The 17,578-nt window shown below is 66.6% G+C and carries 13 protein-coding genes; 8 read left to right on the forward strand and 5 right to left on the reverse strand.

What is annotated here, in order from left to right; translation table 11 throughout:
• Positions 1-23: 23 nt before the first annotated feature.
• Both ACX12D_RS14040 and ACX12D_RS14045 read right to left on the reverse strand, forming a co-directional pair.
• On the reverse strand, positions 24-797 hold the full coding sequence (locus ACX12D_RS14040) for a class II aldolase/adducin family protein (RefSeq protein WP_459371557.1): 774 nt from the start codon (positions 795-797) through the stop codon (positions 24-26).
• A gap of 131 nt (positions 798-928) precedes the next feature.
• Entirely contained in the window at positions 929-2,140 is a 1,212-nt protein-coding gene (locus ACX12D_RS14045; RefSeq protein WP_459371558.1) for a YbfB/YjiJ family MFS transporter, read from the reverse strand.
• A 136-nt stretch (positions 2,141-2,276) separates the two neighbouring features.
• Here ACX12D_RS14045 and ACX12D_RS14050 point away from each other — a divergent pair, with 136 nt between their 5' ends.
• The 3 genes from ACX12D_RS14050 to ACX12D_RS14060 all read left to right on the forward strand — a co-directional run bounded on the left by ACX12D_RS14050 (position 2,277) and on the right by ACX12D_RS14060 (position 5,459).
• Positions 2,277-3,155 carry a LysR family transcriptional regulator gene (locus ACX12D_RS14050; RefSeq protein WP_459371559.1) on the forward strand — a complete coding sequence of 293 codons (879 nt, stop codon included), beginning with the start codon at positions 2,277-2,279 and terminating at the stop codon, positions 3,153-3,155.
• Positions 3,156-3,249: 94 nt separating this feature from the next.
• Positions 3,250-4,695 carry an NfeD family protein gene (locus tag ACX12D_RS14055; protein WP_459371560.1) on the forward strand — a complete coding sequence of 482 codons (1,446 nt, stop codon included), beginning with the start codon at positions 3,250-3,252 and terminating at the stop codon, positions 4,693-4,695.
• 2 nt (positions 4,696-4,697) lie between these two features.
• On the forward strand, positions 4,698-5,459 hold the full coding sequence (locus ACX12D_RS14060) for a slipin family protein (RefSeq protein ID WP_459371561.1): 762 nt from the start codon (positions 4,698-4,700) through the stop codon (positions 5,457-5,459).
• Between the two features lie 488 nt (positions 5,460-5,947).
• Here ACX12D_RS14060 and ACX12D_RS14065 read toward each other — a convergent pair whose 3' ends face one another.
• Both ACX12D_RS14065 and alaS read right to left on the reverse strand, forming a co-directional pair.
• The gene (locus ACX12D_RS14065; protein WP_459371562.1) at positions 5,948-7,078 is read right to left on the reverse strand and encodes an IS110 family RNA-guided transposase; all 1,131 of its coding nucleotides are present in this window, start codon (positions 7,076-7,078) and stop codon (positions 5,948-5,950) included.
• A gap of 243 nt (positions 7,079-7,321) precedes the next feature.
• Positions 7,322-9,946 (reverse strand): alanine--tRNA ligase, encoded by a 2,625-nt coding sequence (gene alaS / locus ACX12D_RS14070; RefSeq protein ID WP_459371563.1) that lies wholly within the window; start codon positions 9,944-9,946, stop codon positions 7,322-7,324.
• Positions 9,947-10,278: 332 nt separating this feature from the next.
• On the opposite strand from alaS, the gene ACX12D_RS14075 reads away from it, so the two are divergent.
• The 3 genes from ACX12D_RS14075 to ACX12D_RS14085 all read left to right on the forward strand — a co-directional run bounded on the left by ACX12D_RS14075 (position 10,279) and on the right by ACX12D_RS14085 (position 13,230).
• Complete coding sequence (locus ACX12D_RS14075; protein ID WP_459371564.1) at positions 10,279-11,499, forward strand: CaiB/BaiF CoA transferase family protein; 1,221 nt, start codon at positions 10,279-10,281, stop codon at positions 11,497-11,499.
• 157 nt (positions 11,500-11,656) lie between these two features.
• A complete protein-coding gene (locus ACX12D_RS14080; protein ID WP_459371565.1) occupies positions 11,657-12,112 on the forward strand; it encodes a DUF2214 family protein in 456 nt (151 codons plus the stop codon).
• A gap of 77 nt (positions 12,113-12,189) precedes the next feature.
• On the forward strand, positions 12,190-13,230 hold the full coding sequence (locus ACX12D_RS14085; protein ID WP_459371566.1) for a Bug family tripartite tricarboxylate transporter substrate binding protein: 1,041 nt from the start codon (positions 12,190-12,192) through the stop codon (positions 13,228-13,230).
• 253 nt (positions 13,231-13,483) lie between these two features.
• Here ACX12D_RS14085 and ACX12D_RS14090 read toward each other — a convergent pair whose 3' ends face one another.
• The gene (locus ACX12D_RS14090) at positions 13,484-15,214 is read right to left on the reverse strand and encodes a potassium/proton antiporter (RefSeq protein ID WP_459371567.1); all 1,731 of its coding nucleotides are present in this window, start codon (positions 15,212-15,214) and stop codon (positions 13,484-13,486) included.
• Between the two features lie 346 nt (positions 15,215-15,560).
• Between ACX12D_RS14090 and ACX12D_RS14095 the strand changes: the two genes are divergently transcribed.
• Positions 15,561-16,022, forward strand: coding sequence for a tripartite tricarboxylate transporter TctB family protein (locus ACX12D_RS14095; protein WP_043348382.1), 462 nt, complete (start codon positions 15,561-15,563; stop codon positions 16,020-16,022).
• A 12-nt stretch (positions 16,023-16,034) separates the two neighbouring features.
• Positions 16,035-17,537 (forward strand): tripartite tricarboxylate transporter permease, encoded by a 1,503-nt coding sequence (locus tag ACX12D_RS14100; RefSeq protein WP_174422528.1) that lies wholly within the window; start codon positions 16,035-16,037, stop codon positions 17,535-17,537.
• Positions 17,538-17,578 lie beyond the last annotated feature (41 nt).

The raw sequence follows: 17,578 nt of genomic DNA on the forward strand, positions 1-17,578 counted from the left end.
GGATCTGCCAGCACCCGTCAAGGTCAATCGCGGTACGAAGCATCGATTCTATCGAGTTTGCGCAACAGCGACGGCCATTCCAGTTCGCCCTCGACGGCGCCGCCGTCGTCAAGCTGTTCGGACGCCCGTTGTGCCAGCGCATGCGGTGGCTGCACGACCTGTCCGCCGGCCTGCGCGCCAAGCTGGATCTCGCAGGCCTTGATGAGCGTCGCCATCAGCACGTACGCCTCGGCTACGGTCCGGCCAACCGTCAGCGTGCCATGGTTGCGCAGCAGCATGGCGGGATGCCGGCCAAGCGACGCGGTCAGCCGCGCGCCCTCGGCGGGCGTGAACGCCAAGCCTTCGTAATCGTGATAGGCCAGCCGGCCATAGAAGCGCAAGGCGTGCTGCGAGAGCGCCAGCAGGCCGCAGGCCTGGGCCGATACCGACACGCCAGCGCTGTTGTGCAAGTGCATCACGCACACCGCATCGGGGCGTGCTGCATGCACCGCGCCATGCAGCGCGAAGCCGGTGACGTTGACCGCATGGGTGCTGTCGCCCACCACCTCGCCGCGGCCATTGATCTTGACCAGGTCGCTGGCGCGGATTTCGTCGAAGGCAAAGCCGAACGGATTGATCAGGAAGTGATCGGGCTCATCCGGCACGGCGGCGGAGATATGGGTGTAGATGAGGTCGTCCCAACCTTGCAGGGCGCACAGGCGGTAAGCCGCGGCCAGGTCGACGCGCATGCGCAACTCGGCTTGCGTGACGGGTTGAGTGGCGCCCGCGGCACGGGCGGGCTGCAAGGCAAAGGACATGGTTCGGCTCCTGCGCCGCGCGGGTGCCGCGCGCCGGTTCAGCCAACCGGCGCCGGGGGCGGCAAAGGCGATACTGTAGCGCAAGGCAGGCGCTGCGTCAGGACGCGCCCCGGCACCTTGGCAAGGCCGGATTATCTGCGTTGTTGCCGGCTCATCCAGGCGAAGATCGCGCCACCCAGCAACAGGGCCGCCACCGCGCAGCCAAGCGAGGCGGCGAAGCCGCCGGTGCGTGCCACCAGCGCCGTGGCCAGAGGCGGCCCGACGATCTGGCCGAGGCCGTAGCTGGCGGTCATCAGGCCCATCAGGCGCTGCGCCTGCGCGCCCCACAGCCTGCGCGCCTCGCGCATGGCGAAGGACACCAGCGCATTGAACGGCAACCCGGCCAGCATGCTGCTGAGCGCGAAACCCGCCACCGTTGGCCAGACCACCGCGATGGCCACGCCGATCGCCTGCATCACATAGGTAAAGGCCAGCAGCCGGCGATTGTCGCGCTCCGTGCCGACGCGCGAGGCGACGAAGGCGCCGATGGTCACCCCCACGCCGAAGATGGGCCAGAACAGGTCTGCCCACAGCGAGCCCGGCATGGCCTGGCGCGCGATCACTGGCAGGAACGTGGCCGTGATGATGTAGCCGAAGCCCGCCAGGCCGTAGGCAAAGGTCAGCAGCCAGGTCTCGCGGCCCAGCCGCGGCGCCGCTTGCGCCGGCGCGGCCGGGCCGGCTGCGTGCGCGGTGCGCCGCGCGGGCGTGAAGACATGCCAGACCGCGCCGACCAGCAGCACCGCCAGCGCGCCGAAGGCCAGCCAGCCCCAGCTGGCGCGCCAGCCGGCGCTGACCATGGCAAAGACGGAAACGCCCGTGATGACGATGCCGATGCCCGGCCCGCAAAAGATCACGCCGCCCAGCGACGCCCGGCCCAGTTCGGCCAGCCGGTGCATGCACCAGGCCGAGCCGTAGACCATGACCATCGCGCTGGCCACGCCGGCCGCGGCGCGCCACAGGCCCCAGGCCGCCATGCCGCCGGGCGCGGCCATGCCAAGCGTCAGCACGACGGTGGCCACCATGCCAAGCCGGACCATGCGCGCCGGGTCGGGCCGGATGAACAGGCAGGCGGCGGCGCCGGCGAAGTAGCCCAGGTAATTCAGCGTGGCCAGCCAGCCGCCCTCGCCCAGCGTGACGCTGCCGTCGTGCAGCATCATGGGCAGCAGCGGCGTAAAGGCGAAGCGGCCAACGCCCATCGCCACGCCCAGCGCCACCAGCCCCGCCAGGGCCACGGCCCAGACGCCAGGCTGTGCCTGCGCCGGCGCGGCGGCGGCGCCGGATGCCAGGGTGGATGTGGATTTCATAGGCGCATGCTACGCTCGGATTGGCGAACCGAAAAATGAATAATTGAGAACTCAATCATCTTTTCCAGAGATGATCTTTTGTTCGTCGTCACTTGTTCGTCGTCACTTCATCATCACACCCTGCAAGGGGATCGCAATGGACCTGGCTTCCCTGGAAATCTTTCGCTCCGTCGTGGAGGAAGGCGGCATCACCCGCGCCGCCACCCGCCTGCACCGCGTGCAGTCCAACGTCACCACCCGCATCCGCCAGCTGGAGGCCTCGCTCGGCGTCGATCTGTTCCTGCGTGACGGCAAGCGCATGGTGCTGACGCCGGCCGGACAGACTTTGTTCGACTACGCCCGCCGCGTGCTGGACCTGGCCGAAGAAGCCCGCCAGGCCGTGCTGCCGGCCAGGCCGCAAGGCCGCCTGCGCATCGCCTCGATGGAGAGCACGGCGGCCAGCCGCCTGCCCGCCGTGTTGGCCGCCTATCACCAAGCGTGGCCGGACGTGGAGCTTGAGCTGGTGACCTGCCCCACGCGCCAAGCCTTGCAGGCGCTGGCGCGCTTCGAGGTGGACTGCGCCTTTGTGGCTCAGCCGCTGGACGATCCAGCGCTGGCGTCGCTGCCGGCGTTCGAGGAAGAGCTGGTGCTGATCGCCCGCGAGCGCCATGCTCCCATCCATAGCGCGGCTGATCTGGAAACCCGCACCATGCTGTCGTTCGAGTCCGGCTGCAATTACCGCGGCCGGCTCGAAGCCTGGTTCGGCGCCGGCGGCAGCCCGCCGCGCCGGGTGCTGGAGCTGGGCTCGTATCACGCCATCATTGCCTGTGCGGCAGCCGGCATTGGCGTAGCGATTGTGCCGCGCTCGGTACTTGGCCTGTACCGCGACCTGCCCAAGATCAGCCTCCATGACCTCGGCCAGGCCGGCAAAGTCACCACGTTGCTGGCCTGGCATCCGGCCATGGCCAATACCGCGCTGGGCGCCTTGGCCGACACGTTCCGCGCCCCACGGCCAGGACTGGCCGCGGCCGCCTGAGTCCGCCAGCGGCCGCCGCGCCCGGCAAGATGTGCCCGGTCGCCTACACTTGAAGTGGCGCCGCGTTTGCACCCCACGTGCCGGCGCCACTGCCATGACGCATGTCCCGATGCTTCTGCGATGGTTTGCCGCGACCTTGTGGCTGACCCTCGTTGCCTTGGTGGCGACGCCGCTGGTCCCCGCCACGCCGGCCAATGCGCAGGCGAGCGCGCCCGCGGCCGCCGGCGCCGTCCCCCCCGTTTTCGTCATCCCGCTCAAAGGCGCGATCGGCCCGGCCAGCGCGAGCTTTATCGAGCGCGGCATGGCGCGAGCGCGCGATGCCGGCGCGCAATTGATCGTGCTGGAAATGGACACCCCGGGTGGGCTGGATCTGTCGATGCGCGAGATCATCCAGGGCATCCTGGCCTCACCGGTACCGGTGGCGAGCTACGTCTATCCGGGCGGCGCGCGCGCGGCCAGCGCCGGCACCTACATCCTCTATGCCAGCCATATCGCCGCGATGGCACCCGGCACCAACCTGGGCGCGGCCAGCCCGGTGCAGATCGGCATCGGCGGGCCGCAAAAGCCGGAGGCGACCCCGGCCTCGGCCCCTGCCGGCACGCCGCCGCAGGACACCATGGAGCGCAAGCAGATGCACGACGCCTCGGCCTATATCCGCGGCCTGGCGCAATTGCGCGGGCGCAATGCCGAGTGGGGCGAGCGCGCGGTGCGCGAGGCGGTCAGCCTGTCTGCCAGCGAGGCGGTCGCGCAGAAGGTCGCGGACCTGATCGCGCCCGACCTGCCTGCGCTGCTGCGCGCCGTGGACGGCAAGCACATCCAGGCCGCCGGCGTGGACCGCGTGCTGCGCACGGCGCACGCGCCGGTGCAGGTGCTGGAGCCGGACTGGCGCGACAGCTTCCTGGAGGTCATCACCGATCCCAGCGTGGCGCTGATCCTGATGATGGCCGGCATCTACGGCCTGATCTTCGAGTTCTCCACGCCGGGCATGGTGGTGCCCGGCATTGGCGGCGCGATCTGCCTGCTGCTGGCGCTGTTCGCGCTGCATATGCTGCCCGTCAGCTACGCGGGCCTGGGGCTGATCGCGCTGGGCATCGGCTGCATGGTGGCGGAGCTATACCTGCCCACCTTTGGCGCGCTGGGCGTGGGCGGCATCATCGCCTTCATCTTCGGCGCGGTGATGCTGATCGATACGAATGTGCCCGGCTTCGGCATTCCGCTATGGCTGATCGGCAGCCTGGCGCTGGCCAGCGCGGTGTTCCTGTTCGCCGTCTGGACGCTGCTCTGGCGCGCGCGGCGCATGCCCGCGATCAACGGCGGCGATGCGATGATCGGCACGCCCGGCGTGATCCTGGACGATCTCCAGGAGGACGGCTGGGCCGAGGTGCGCGGCGAGCGCTGGCGGGTACATAGCGTGCGCCCGCTGGCGCGCGGCGAGCCGGTGCTGGTCATCGGGCGCAATGGGCTGCTGCTCGAAGTGCGCGCCCTCCATGCGTCTGGAACGACAGCCGGCCCGATTCCCCCATCCACCCAAGGAGCATGATCATGGCATTTGGATTCAGCGCAGGCGGTCTGGTCTTCATCATTGCCTTGCTCATCGTTTCCTCGATCCGCGTGCTGCGCGAGTACGAACGCGGCGTGGTGTTCATGCTGGGACGCTTCTGGAAGGTGAAAGGGCCAGGGCTGGTGATCCTGATCCCGGCGGTGCAGCAGATGGTGCGCGTGGACTTGCGCACGGTGGTGATGGACGTGCCGCCGCAAGACGTGATCTCGCGCGACAACGTGTCGGTCAAGGTGAATGCGGTGGTGTATTTCCGCGTGATCGACCCGGAGCGCGCCATCATCCAGGTGGCGAACTTCCTCGAGGCCACCAGCCAGCTGGCGCAGACCACCTTGCGCTCGGTGCTGGGCAAGCATGAGCTCGACGAGATGCTGGCCGAGCGCGAGCAGCTCAACATCGACATCCAGAAAGCGCTCGATGCCCAGACCGATAGCTGGGGCATCAAGGTCTCCAACGTGGAGATCAAGCACGTCGACCTCAACGAAACGATGATCCGCGCCATCGCGCGCCAGGCCGAGGCCGAACGCGAACGGCGCGCCAAGGTCATTCATGCCGAGGGCGAGTTGCAGGCCTCGGTGAAACTGCTGGAAGCCGCGCAGATGCTGGCAAGGGAACCCCAGGCGATGCAGCTGCGCTATCTGCAGACGCTCACGCAGATTGCCGGCGACAAGAGCTCGACGATCGTGTTTCCGCTGCCCATCGACATCCTGACGCTGATGGGAAAGCTAAGCCGCGAACAGACGTGAAAAAAGGCGCCAAGGCGCCTTTTGGATGCTACGGAGGGATCGGGCTCCTGCCGGTCTGCTCCGGTCTCCCGCCTGCCGGTCGTGCTCCCCTCTCCCGCGTGCGGGAGAGGGGCCGGGGGAGAGGGCGGGCGCTGGATACGTGGCCATGCTGGCAACAACCATGGGCTCCGCTTCAAGTGGCTCCTAGCTGATATGACTCCCCGTGTCAATCGAGATTGGTTTGATTCGGTTTCACAATTGCATGGTGTTCCCCAATTTCCTGGAGGGCGACGTAGCAGTAAGTCTCGACGGTGGATCACGCTGATATCCGCGGGTTGGTTACCGCATTACAGAGGTCCGCCCAATGAGCCTGCCGCTATCTAAGGCCGCAAGTCGGATGAAATCCGTTGCCTAGCTAGGTCGCGGGTTGCTCGTGTGCCGGGCTACGTCGCCCTTCAGGAAACTGGCTCCACAGTAGGTGGCAGATAGGTTGATACCTTGGCGCTGGGTTACGTTGTCTGCGCCGCGTTCGGTATGGCAAGCGACATGGCGAGCCGGCTGATGTCCCAGATGAACCCGCTCAGTTCGCGGGCCACCGCAACCACCGCAATGTTCGGGTTCTTGCCGCGCGCGGCAAGTCTCCGATAGCGCCGGCACAGTCGAACCTGGGCGTCCCAGGACCGGTCAACGATGGCCTTCGGGATGCCTTCGTGCCGGCGCTGAATCTCGGGGCTCACACGTGCCGGGTGCCGGTAACTCCAGGCGGCTTCGATTAGCAGCTTTCTTGCATAGCTATTGCCGTTCTTGGTGATGCTGCCTTGGCGCCGTTTCCCCCCCGATGAGTGTTCTGCGGGCGTCACGCCGAGCCAGGCCATCAGTTGGCGCGGATGGACAAAGCGCGAGAGATCGCCCAATTCGGCGAGCATGCCCACCGCCGTGGTGAACTGCACGCCACGCATGGCCTGCAAGCCCAGTACGGCCGGATAGAAGCGCCAGTTGACCACTGCCTCGCGCAAGGCCGCTTCGAGACGGCTGCATTGCGCGAGCCGATCCTCGATGGCACGTCGATATTCGTCAAAGGCAAGTTGCTGCCACACGGTGTCGAACGCAAAGGTACTGATCCAGCGCTGGTGCGCCGGTCCCCAGTCGGCTCTGCCGCTGTAGCGCACCCCATGTGAAAGCAGAAAGGCCTTCAGCCGTTGCCGGGCGCGCTTCAGATCGTCCTTGGCGCTGACCCACGCGCGTGACAGATCCCGGAATGCTTCGTCCTCCACGCTGGGCACGTACACGGCGGAGAGGTCACCGGCGCGCAGCGATCGCACGAGCTTGACCGCATCGCGCCGATCGGTCTTGACGCGCTCGCCGGGTTTCTTCGGGATCAGCGACGGCGCGCACACCATGCACTCGAATCCCTTCCCTGCAAGCTGCCGGTAAAGGCCATAGCCGCAAGGGCCTGCCTCGTAGACGATGTGGATCCGGCTCGCTTTAGACTGCAGGCGCTTGCACAGGCGATCGATATCGGCCTTCGAGGTACCGATCTTGCCAAGCAGTTCGACCTCGCCCACGCCGAGTGCGTAGGCGACCGTGATCGAGTCCTTATGGACGTCAAGACCCACGTACAAAGTGCTATCGTGTTCCATGCTGGCCTCCGCGCTGGAAATCGCCGGGTGTGGCACTGTCCACACCATGCGGCTCTGGCAGTCATGCTAACCCGCGTTTGATTCCTCGCGGCGGGCCAGCCCTCTTTGCCCCAGGGGAGTCATATTGACTAAGCCACCCCTCTCCCCGGCCCTCTCCCCCTGAGGGGAGAGGGAGAGACAGCCGTCGTCATGGCACGCGGTTTTGGCCCGTTCCTCGACTTCGGCGAATGCCTCAGATCTGCCTCAAACCTTGCTCGCGACCCACTCGCCGACGCCAGCCAGCGCCTTCGGCAGGTTGGCCGGCTCCGTGCCGCCAGCTTGCGCCATGTCCGGGCGGCCGCCGCCCTTGCCGCCAACCTGCTGCGCGACAAAGTTGACCAGCTCGCCAGCCTTGACCTTGGCGGTGGCATCGGCGGTCACACCAGCGATCAGGCTGACCTTGCCGTCGGCCACTGCGCCCAGCACGATGGCTGCGGTGCCCAGCTTGTCCTTGAGCTTGTCCATGGTTTCGCGCAGCGCCTTGACGTCGGCGCCGTCGAGCTGTGCGGCCAGCACCTTGATGCCCTTGACGTCGATGGCCTGCGCCGCCAGCTCGTCGCCCTGCGAGGCAGCCAGCTTGCTCTTGAGGCGCTCCAGTTCCTTCTCCAGCGCGCGCACTTGCTCCTGCACCTGCCCGATACGCGGCACCAGTTCGGACGGCTGCGCCTTGAGCGCAGCGGCGGCTTCGTTCAGCTTGGCGTCCAGCGCTTGCAGGTAATGCAGCGCGTTGTCGCCGGTGATGGCTTCGACGCGGCGGATGCCCGCTGCCACGCCGCTTTCCACCACGATCTTGAATACACCGATATCGCCGGTGCGGGTCACGTGAGTGCCGCCGCAGAGTTCCTTGGAGCTGCCGATCGACAGCACGCGCACGTCGTCGGCGTACTTCTCGCCGAACAGCGCCATCGCGCCGCTCTTGACCGCGTCGTCGAAGGGCATGACTTCAGCACCGGTGGCTGCGTTTTGCAGGATCTCGGCGTTGACGATCTCCTCGACGCGACGGATCTGCTCGTCGGTCATCGGCGCGTTGTGCGAGAAGTCAAAGCGGGTCTTGTCCGCGTCGACCAGCGAGCCCTTCTGCTGCACGTGGCCGCCCAGCACTTCACGCAATGCCTTGTGCATCAGGTGGGTGGCCGAGTGGTTGCGCACGGTGCGCGCGCGGCGTTGCGCATCCACCTGCGCGGTGACGCTGTCGCCCACCTTGAGCGCGCCGCCCGCCAGGGTGCCCTGGTGGCCGAACACATCGGCCTGCACCTTGGTGGTATCGACCACGCTGAACACTGCGCTGCCGCTCTTCAGTTCGCCCTGGTCGCCGGCCTGGCCGCCGGACTCGGCGTAGAACGGCGTGTTGTCCAGCACGATCACGCCGGTCTGGCCGGGCTGCATCGTGTCGACGGATGCGCCGTCCACATACAGCGCGGTGATCTTCGCGCCGTCCACGCCCAGCTTCTCGTAGCCGTGGAAGGTGGTCTTGTCGCCCTTGTATTCCAGGCCGGCCGCCATCTTGAACTTGCCGGCGGCGCGGGCCTGCTCGCGCTGGCGGTTCATGGCCGCGTCGAAGGCGGCTTCGTCCACCGTCATTTCCTGCTCACGGCACACGTCCTGCGTCAGGTCCAGCGGGAAGCCAAAGGTGTCGTGCAGCTTGAAGGCCAGTTCGCCGTCGAGCACGGTGCCGCCCTTGGCCTTGACGTCGGCCAGTGCCGAATCAAGGATGGACATGCCGTTCTCGATGGTTTCGAAGAAGCGTTCCTCTTCTGCCTTGAGCACTTCCACGACACGCGATTCGGCGTCGGACAGTTCCGGATAGGCTTCGCCCATCTGACCCACCAGATCGCCCACCAGCTTGTGGAAGAACGGCGTCTTGCGGCCCAGCTTGTAGCCGTGGCGGATGGCGCGGCGGATGATACGGCGCAGCACGTAGCCGCGGCCTTCATTGCCGGGGATCACACCGTCGACGATCAGGAAGGAGCACGCGCGGATGTGGTCGGCGATGACCTTCAGCGAGTTGTTGCTGAGATCAGCGGTGCCGGTCTCGCGCGCAGCGCCCTTGATCAGTGCCTGGAACAGGTCGATCTCATAGTTGCTGTGCACGTGCTGCAGCACCGCGGCGATGCGCTCCAGGCCCATGCCGGTGTCGACGCAGGGCTTGGGCAGGCGCGGCATATTGCCTTGCTCGTCCCGGTTGAACTGCATGAACACCAGGTTCCAGATCTCGATGTAGCGGTCGCCGTCTTCCTCGGGGGAGCCCGGGGGGCCGCCCCACACGTCAGGGCCGTGGTCGTAGAAGATTTCCGAGCACGGGCCGCAGGGGCCGGTGTCGGCCATCTGCCAGAAGTTATCGGAGGCGTAGCGCGCGCCCTTGTTGTCGCCGATGCGCACGATGCGCTCGGGCGGCACGCCGACTTCCTTGGCCCAGATGTCATAGGCTTCGTCGTCTTCCGCGTACACCGTGACCCACAGCTTGTCGGCCGGCAGCTGGTAGACCTTGGTCAGCAGTTCCCACGCGTACTGGATCGCCTCGCGCTTGAAATAGTCGCCAAACGAGAAGTTGCCGAGCATTTCAAAGAAGGTGTGGTGACGCGCGGTGTAACCCACGTTCTCCAGGTCGTTGTGCTTGCCGCCGGCGCGCACCGAGCGCTGCGACGAGGTCGCGCGGGTGTACGGGCGCTTGTCGGTGCCCAGGAACACGTCCTTGAACTGCACCATGCCGGAGTTGGTAAACAGCAACGTCGGATCGTTCCCCGGCACCAGGCTGGACGAGCGGACCACGCTATGGCCCTTCGATTCGAAGTACTGCAGGAACTTGCTGCGGATGTCGGAGACTTTCATGTTCTGGGCAAGGGCGTCCCACGTCGTGGCAGGGCGCTGTCGGTCAAGATGGTTTTGCAAACCGTTGATTATACGGGGAAGCCTGACCGTGCGGCATTCCGCCAGGGATTCGCCTTGCGCCGCCCGCAACACCGCGCCCCGCCGCGATCCGGGCCGGCCGCGATGTGCTCCCGGCGGCCTGCCGGTGGTAAAGTGCTGGCTGTCCCAGCCGGACGCCCCCGGGCCTGGTTTCGCGCCAGCTTCCGATTGCCCCGCAAGCCGCCACCCAGACCAGACGGCGGGGCCGCCCGGCCTTCCCTCGCCCACCCCTTGCCGGATCCGCAATACACCCCATGGGAGCTTTAAGCCACCTCCGCGTCCTCGACCTGACCCGCGTTCTCGCCGGGCCATGGTGCGCCCAGAACCTTGCCGACTTCGGCGCCGACGTGATCAAGATCGAGCGCCCCGGCGCCGGCGACGATACCCGCACCTGGGGCCCGCCCTGGCTGCAGGACGGCGAAGGCCGCGATACCGCGGAAGCTGCCTACTACCTGGCCGCCAACCGCAACAAGCGCTCGGTGACCTGCGATATCAGCACGCCCGAGGGCCAGGAGCTGGTGCGCGCGCTGGCCGCCCAGAGCGATGTGGTGCTGGAAAACTACAAGGTCGGCCAACTGAAGAAGTACGGGCTGGACTACGACTCCCTCAAGGCGATCAAACCGGACCTGATCTATTGTTCGGTGACCGGCTTCGGCCAGACCGGCCCCTACGCGGCGCGCCCGGGCTACGACTTCATCATCCAGGGCATGGGCGGCTTCATGAGCCTGACCGGCGAGCGCGACGACCTGCCCGGCGGCGGCCCGCAGAAGGCCGGCGTGGCCATCTCCGACCTGATGACCGGGCAGTACGCCACCATCGCCGTGCTGGCCGCGCTGGCCCACCGCGAGCGAACGGGCGAAGGCCAGTACATCGACATGGCCCTGCTCGATGTGCAGGTGGCCATGCTGGCCAACATGAACACCAACTACCTGGCCAGCGGCGAAGCGCCCAGGCGCTGGGGCAACGCGCACCCCAATATCGTCCCCTACCAGACCTTCCAGGCCGCCGACGGCTGGATCATCGTGGCGGTGGGCAACGACGGCCAGTTCCGCAAGTTCGTCGTTGCCGGCGGACGCCCCGAACTGGCCGACGACCCGCGCTTCGCCACCAACCCGCAGCGGGTTGCGCATCGCGATGTGCTGGTGCCGATCCTCGCCGACATGGTCAAGCCGCGCACCCGCGCCCAGTGGATCCTCGACCTGGAAGCCGCCGGCGTGCCCTGCGGCCCGATCAACACGCTGGACGACGTGTTCGAGGATGCCCAGGTCAAGGCACGCGGCCTGCGCGTGGATCTGCCGCACCCGAGCGCCGGCGAGGTCAAGCTGGTGGGCAGCCCGATCAAGATGAGCGCGACGCCGCCCGAGGCCGTGCGCCACCCGCCGCTGCTGGGCGAGCACACCGACGCGGTGCTTGGCGACATGCTGGGCTACACGCCGGAGCAGATTGCCGCGCTGCGCGCCAAGGGCGTGCTGTAGGGTGCTTGCCGCCCGTGCCCGCAGTGGCGGCGCGCGGGCGGCAAGCCGAAGTTTGCCGTCGTTGCCGTCGTAGTTGCCGTAGCGTAAAAAAATAGCAAGAACCCTGCCCCCCGCGCGCGCCGGCGTACGGCGCATGCCTAACCACAAAGGAGTTTGGATGCTGACCGACGCCCTGCTGGCCTTCCTGCACTACACCTTCATCTTCCTGCTGATCGCCTTGATGACCGCCGAAGCGGTCGTGCTGCGCCCCGGCATGACGCCGCCCGTGCTCAAGCGCCTGTCGATCTACGACCTGCTCTACTTCCTCACTGCCATGGCGGTGCTGGCAACCGGCCTGCTGCGGCTGTTCTACGGCGCCAAGGGCGCACAGTTCTACCTGCACAACCCGTGGTTCCACGCCAAGATCACCGTGTTCGTGGTGATCGCCCTGTGCTCGCTGCCGCCCACCTTCGCCATCCAGCGGTGGCGCCGCCAGGCGCGCAGCCTGCCGGACTTCGTGCCCATGCCCGCCGAGCTGAAGTCCACGCGGCGCTGGGTCATGATCCAGGCCCACCTGCTGATCCTGCTACCGCTGTGCGCGGTGATGATGGCGCGCGGCATCGGCATGAAATAGGCCGCAGCGCCTTCGCCGCCAGATGCCCCCGGGGCGCCTGGCGCACCCAGATTCCCAATCCAACCCGACGCATCTCCATGCTCAAGAAAAAACTCGCCGCGGCGTTGCTCGCCGCCGCCCTGCCCGCTATCGGCACCTTTATCGCTCTTGGCGCCCTTAGCGTCTTTAGCGCCACGCCGGCCGCCGCGGCCGCCGCCTACCCGACCAAGCCGCTCAAGTTCGTCGTGCCCTACCCGGCCGGCGGCCCGCTGGACACGGTGGCGCGCGCCATCGGCGACAAGCTCAAGGACAGCCTGGGCCAGCCCGTGGTGGTGGAAAACCGCCCGGGCGCCGGCGGCAATATCGGCGCCGACTACGTGGCCAAGCAGCCGGCCGACGGCTACACCATCGTGATGGGCGCCGTGGCCACCCACGCCATCAACCCCAGCCTCTTCGCCAAGATGCCGTACGACCCGGTGAAGGACTTCAGCCCGATCACGCTGGTGGCCGACGTGCCCAACGTACTCGTCATGCACCCCGGCAAGGCCGCCGAGCTGCATATCAGCAATGTGCGTGAGCTGGTGGAATACGCGCGCAAGAACCCCGGCAAGCTGGACTACGCCTCGGGCGGCAACGGCAGCGCGGGACATTTGTCGGGCGAGCTGTTCAAGAGCATGGCCAAGGTCAGCATGGTCCACATCCCCTACAACGGCGCCTCGCCCGCACAACTGTCGGTGCTGTCCGGCCAGACCGACATGATCTTCGATAACCTCGCCTCCGCCTCGGCCAACATCAAGGCCGGCAAGCTCAAGGCGTTCGCCGTCACCACCGCCACCCGCGCCGCAGCCTTGCCCGAACTGCCCACGATCGCCGAAGCCGGCAAGGGGCTCGGCCTGGAAGGCTTCGACATCTCCACGTGGTTCGGCGTGTTCGCCCCGGCCAACACCCCGAAAGAGATCGTCGACCGCCTCAACCACGAGATCGTGGCCATTCTCAAGACCGACGACATGAAGGCAAAGCTGGCCCGCATCGGCGCCCAGCCGGCACCGACCACGCCGGAGCAGTTCGGCGCACTGGTGCAGCGCGAGCTGAAGAAGTACGCGCAGATCGTGAAGGTGTCGGGCGCCAAGGTGGATTGACACGCGCGGGGCATCTGCCAAGGGCATTGGCCGAAGCCGCCGAACAGGCCAAAGCCGCACGCCATGACGACGGCTGTCTCTCCCTCTCCCCTCAGGGGGAGAGGGCCGGGGAGAGGGGTGGCTTAGCTAGGAGCCGCTCAAAGCGGAGCCCGTGGTTTTTTCCAGCTCGACAGCATAATGAGCGCCCGCCCTCTCCCCCAGCCCCTCTCCCACAAGTGGGAGAGGGGAGACCACCGGCGCAAATCCTGCTTTGTCAGATTGCCTCCGGCTCCGCCCGAGGCAACAACAACCCCACCTGAATAATCCGCGGCCCATCCATCCGCATCACAGTCAGCTTCAGCCCGGCAATTTCCACGGCATCCCCCTCCACCGGCGGTGTTGCGAAGGCCTCTTGCATAGCGGCTTCCAGCGTCCGTGCCGCCTCGGCATGGCTCAATTCCCGCGTCCCATAAAGCCCCGCCACATCCCGCAGCATGGCCTCCCCGGACAGCAGGAAATCATGGCTAGCCTTGCCCCAGGCAGGTGCCGGCCCAGGCCGATGGAACAACAGCGCCAGCATCGGCACGCTGGTCCCCGGCGCCAGGATCGACACCATGTCCCCAGCCCGCAGCACGGTCTGCCCGAGCGCAGCCAGCGCTTCGTCCCGCACCACGGTCAGCAGCCGGCAACGGGGCGGCAATTCGAGCTGGTCGGCGCGCAGGTTCTCAGCCGGCGAATCGGCCTCGACCCTGAACTGCATCACCTCCAGCGCAGGCGCATGGGTGCCCTGCAGCCGCGAGCGGGCCAGCGGCTCCGGATAGGCGGGACGCAGCACGCGCGCCAGCCGCGCCGCCAGCGGCACGGTGGTGCCCTGCAGCAGCAGGCTGGTCAGCACCACCGCAAAGGCGATGCGAAACAGCAGGCCGGAATCAGGCATGCCCTGCAGCATGGGAAACAGCGCCAGCACGATCGGCACCGCCCCACGCAAGCCCATCCAGGCCACGAAGCCCTTCTCCCGGGCACTGAAGCGAAACGGCAGCAACGCCAGCCAGACCGCCGCCGGGCGCGCCACCAGCATCAGGAATGCCGCCACCGCCACCGCCGGCAACGCCACTTCCCAGATCCGGTGCGGCGCCACCAGCAAGCCAAGCAGCAGGAACATCACGGACTGCGACAGCCAGGCCATGCCGTCCATCGCACGCATGGTGTCGGGGCCTACCGCGCGGTCGCGGTTGCCCACCAGGATGCCGGTCAGGTAGACGGCCAGGAAGCCGCTGCCGCCCGCCGTCTGCACGATGGCGAACACCATGGCACCGCCCGAGCACAGCAGGATGGCCTGCAGGCCTTCGGCCACGCGGATGCGCTCCATCACGTTGGCCATGCAGTAGCCCAGGCCCAATCCGAGCAATCCGCCGACCCCGAACTGCACCACCAGGCGCCACAACAGCGCGCCGGGGCTCAGGCCCGCGGGCGCGGCGATCCAGTCGATCAGGGTAAGGGTCAGGAAAATGGCCATCGGGTCGTTGATGCCGGATTCGATCTCCAGCACGCTCGCCACCCGCTCCTTGAGCCGGATGCCGCTGGTATTGAGCAGCGAAAACACCGCCGCGGCATCGGTCGAGCCGACGATGGCGCCCAGCAGCAGGCCCAGCTTCCAGTCAATCTCCAGCACCCAGGCGGCAAACAGGCCCACCAGGCCGGTCGTGACCAGCACGCCTACGGTCGCCAGCGACAGCGAGGGTTTCAGCGCCACCCGGAACGTGGCCAGCCGGGTGCGCAAGCCGCCATCGAGCAGGATCACCGCCAGCGCCAGGTTGCCGACCAGGAAGCTCAGCCAGGTATTGGAGAAGCGGATGCCGCCGGGGCCATCCACCCCGGCCAGCATGCCGACCGATAAAAAGACGAGCAGGAAGGGCACGCCCACGCGCGCCGAGAAGGCGCCCACCACAATGCCCAGCGACATCACGACAGCGCCGATCAGGATGACATGGTCAATGCTTTCCAAAACGGCCTTCCTTTTTCACTTTTCACTTTCCATGCCGTGCCGCATCGGCCACAGGCTGCGGACGCATCGGCAACGGCAGTGCAGCCGTTGATGATAGCGCAGCCCTGTGACCACTCTGCCGCGGGGATGTGAAAGCGGCACCCGGCAACGGAGCGAGCGGCCTCTGGATGTCTCCTAGGGAGATACCCGCAGATTGACCATTTTTGCAGACATCTGAAAGGTAGCTGAAAGGTCTTCCCCTTAATTTCCTCCCTGCCAGCGGCGGGACGGTTGCGCGCGCGCTTTTAACGCACCGCAACATCCATCGCCGCACGGATTTCAAGCAGTTTTTTCGAGGAGAATCATTTTGCGCATTCGTAGCCAAAAGGACTTTGCCTCCGGCCTGATGTTCATCCTGGTCGGATTCAGCTTTTCCTGGGTCGCACGCGGGTATTCCATGGGCACAGCCGCGAAGATGGGCCCCGGGTATTTCCCGTTCTGGCTCGGCATCGTGCTCGCCTTGCTGGGCGCGCTGGTGCTGTGGAGTTCCCTGTCCGCCAAGAAGGAAGAAGACCAGCTCGCACGCTGGGACATCAAGACCCTGCTGTGGATCCTGGGTTCGGTGGTGCTGTTCGGCCTGATGCTCAAGCCGCTGGGCATGGTGCTGTCGGTGCTGGTGCTGGTGCTGGTGTCGTCGATGGCCAGCCATGAATTCAGCTGGAAGGGTGCCGTTGTCAACGCCATCGTCCTGGTGATCATCAGCCTGGGCGCCTTCGTCTACGGCATCAATCTTCAGATGCCGGTGTGGCCGGCATTCTTGGCAGGATAAGGAGACGGCCATATGGAACTACTAGCCAACCTGGGCCTGGGCTTTTCGACCGCCCTGACCCTGCAAAACCTCGCATACGCCTTCCTGGGCTGCGTGCTGGGCACCCTGATCGGCGTACTGCCGGGCCTGGGGCCTCTGGCCACCATCGCCATGCTGCTGCCGGTGACCTACACGCTGCCGCCGGTGGCCGCGCTCATCATGCTGGCCGGCATTTATTACGGCGCCCAGTACGGTGGATCGACCACCGCCATTCTGGTCAACCTGCCGGGTGAATCGTCGTCGGTGGTGACTACCATCGATGGCTACCAGATGGCCAGGCGAGGGCGAGCGGGGGTGGCGTTAGCCACCGCCGGCCTAGGCTCGTTCTTCGCCGGCTGCGTGGCAACCCTGATCCTGGCCGCGTTCGCAGCGCCGCTGTCGGAACTGGCCTTCAAGTTCGGCCCCGCCGAATACTTCTCGCTGATGGTGCTGGGCCTGATCGGCGCCGTGGTGCTGGCGTCGGGCTCGCTGGTCAAGGCCATCGCCATGATCGTGCTGGGCCTGCTGCTGGGCCTGGTCGGCACCGACGTGAACTCGGGCGCCGCGCGCTTCTCGTTCGACGTGCCTGAGCTGACCGACGGCCTGAACTTCGTCTCGGTCGCCATGGGTGTGTTCGGCTTCGCGGAAATCATCGCGAACCTGGAACAAAAAGATGCCCGCGAAACCTTCACGGACCACATCACCAACCTGTTCCCGACCAAGGAAGACTTCAAGCGCATGATCCCGGCGGTGCTTCGCGGCACGTTCCTGGGCTCCGCGCTGGGCATCTTGCCGGGCGGCGGTGCGGCGCTGGCTTCGTTTGCAGCCTACTCGCTGGAAAAGAAGACCTCAAAGTTCTCGCATGAGTTCGGCAAGGGCGCCATCGAAGGCGTGGCAGGTCCGGAATCGGCCAACAACGCCGCGGCGCAGACCTCCTTCATCCCGCTGCTGACGCTGGGCATTCCGCCCAACGCCGTGATGGCGCTGATGGTGGGCGCGATGACCATCCACAACATCCAGCCGGGCCCGCAGGTCATGACCAGCAACCCCGCGCTGTTCTGGGGCCTGATCGCCTCGATGTGGATCGGCAACTTCATGCTGATCATCCTGAACCTGCCGCTGATCGGGATCTGGGTCAAGCTGCTCAAGGTGCCTTACCGCTACCTGTACCCGGCCATCCTGGTGTTCTGCTGCATCGGCGTGTACTCGGTCCAGAACACCACGTTCGACGTGTTCCAGACCGCTGCTTTCGGTGTGATCGGCTACCTGTTCATCAAGCTCAAGTGCGAGCCGGCGCCGCTGCTGCTGGGCTTCGTGCTGGGGCCGATGATGGAAGAGAATTTCCGCCGCTCCCTGCTGCTGTCGCGCGGCGAGTTCAGCGTGTTCCTGACCCGCCCGCTGTCGCTCGGCCTGCTGATCGCAGCCGCGGTGCTGGTCCTGATCGTGGCGCTGCCGTCGATCAAGAACAAGCGCGAGGAAGCTTTCCAGGAAGAATAAGAGAGCAAGTCCCGCGGCCGGTATCCGTGCCGGCCGCGGGC

It is taken from the genome of Cupriavidus sp. PET2-C1, assembly GCF_054515855.1.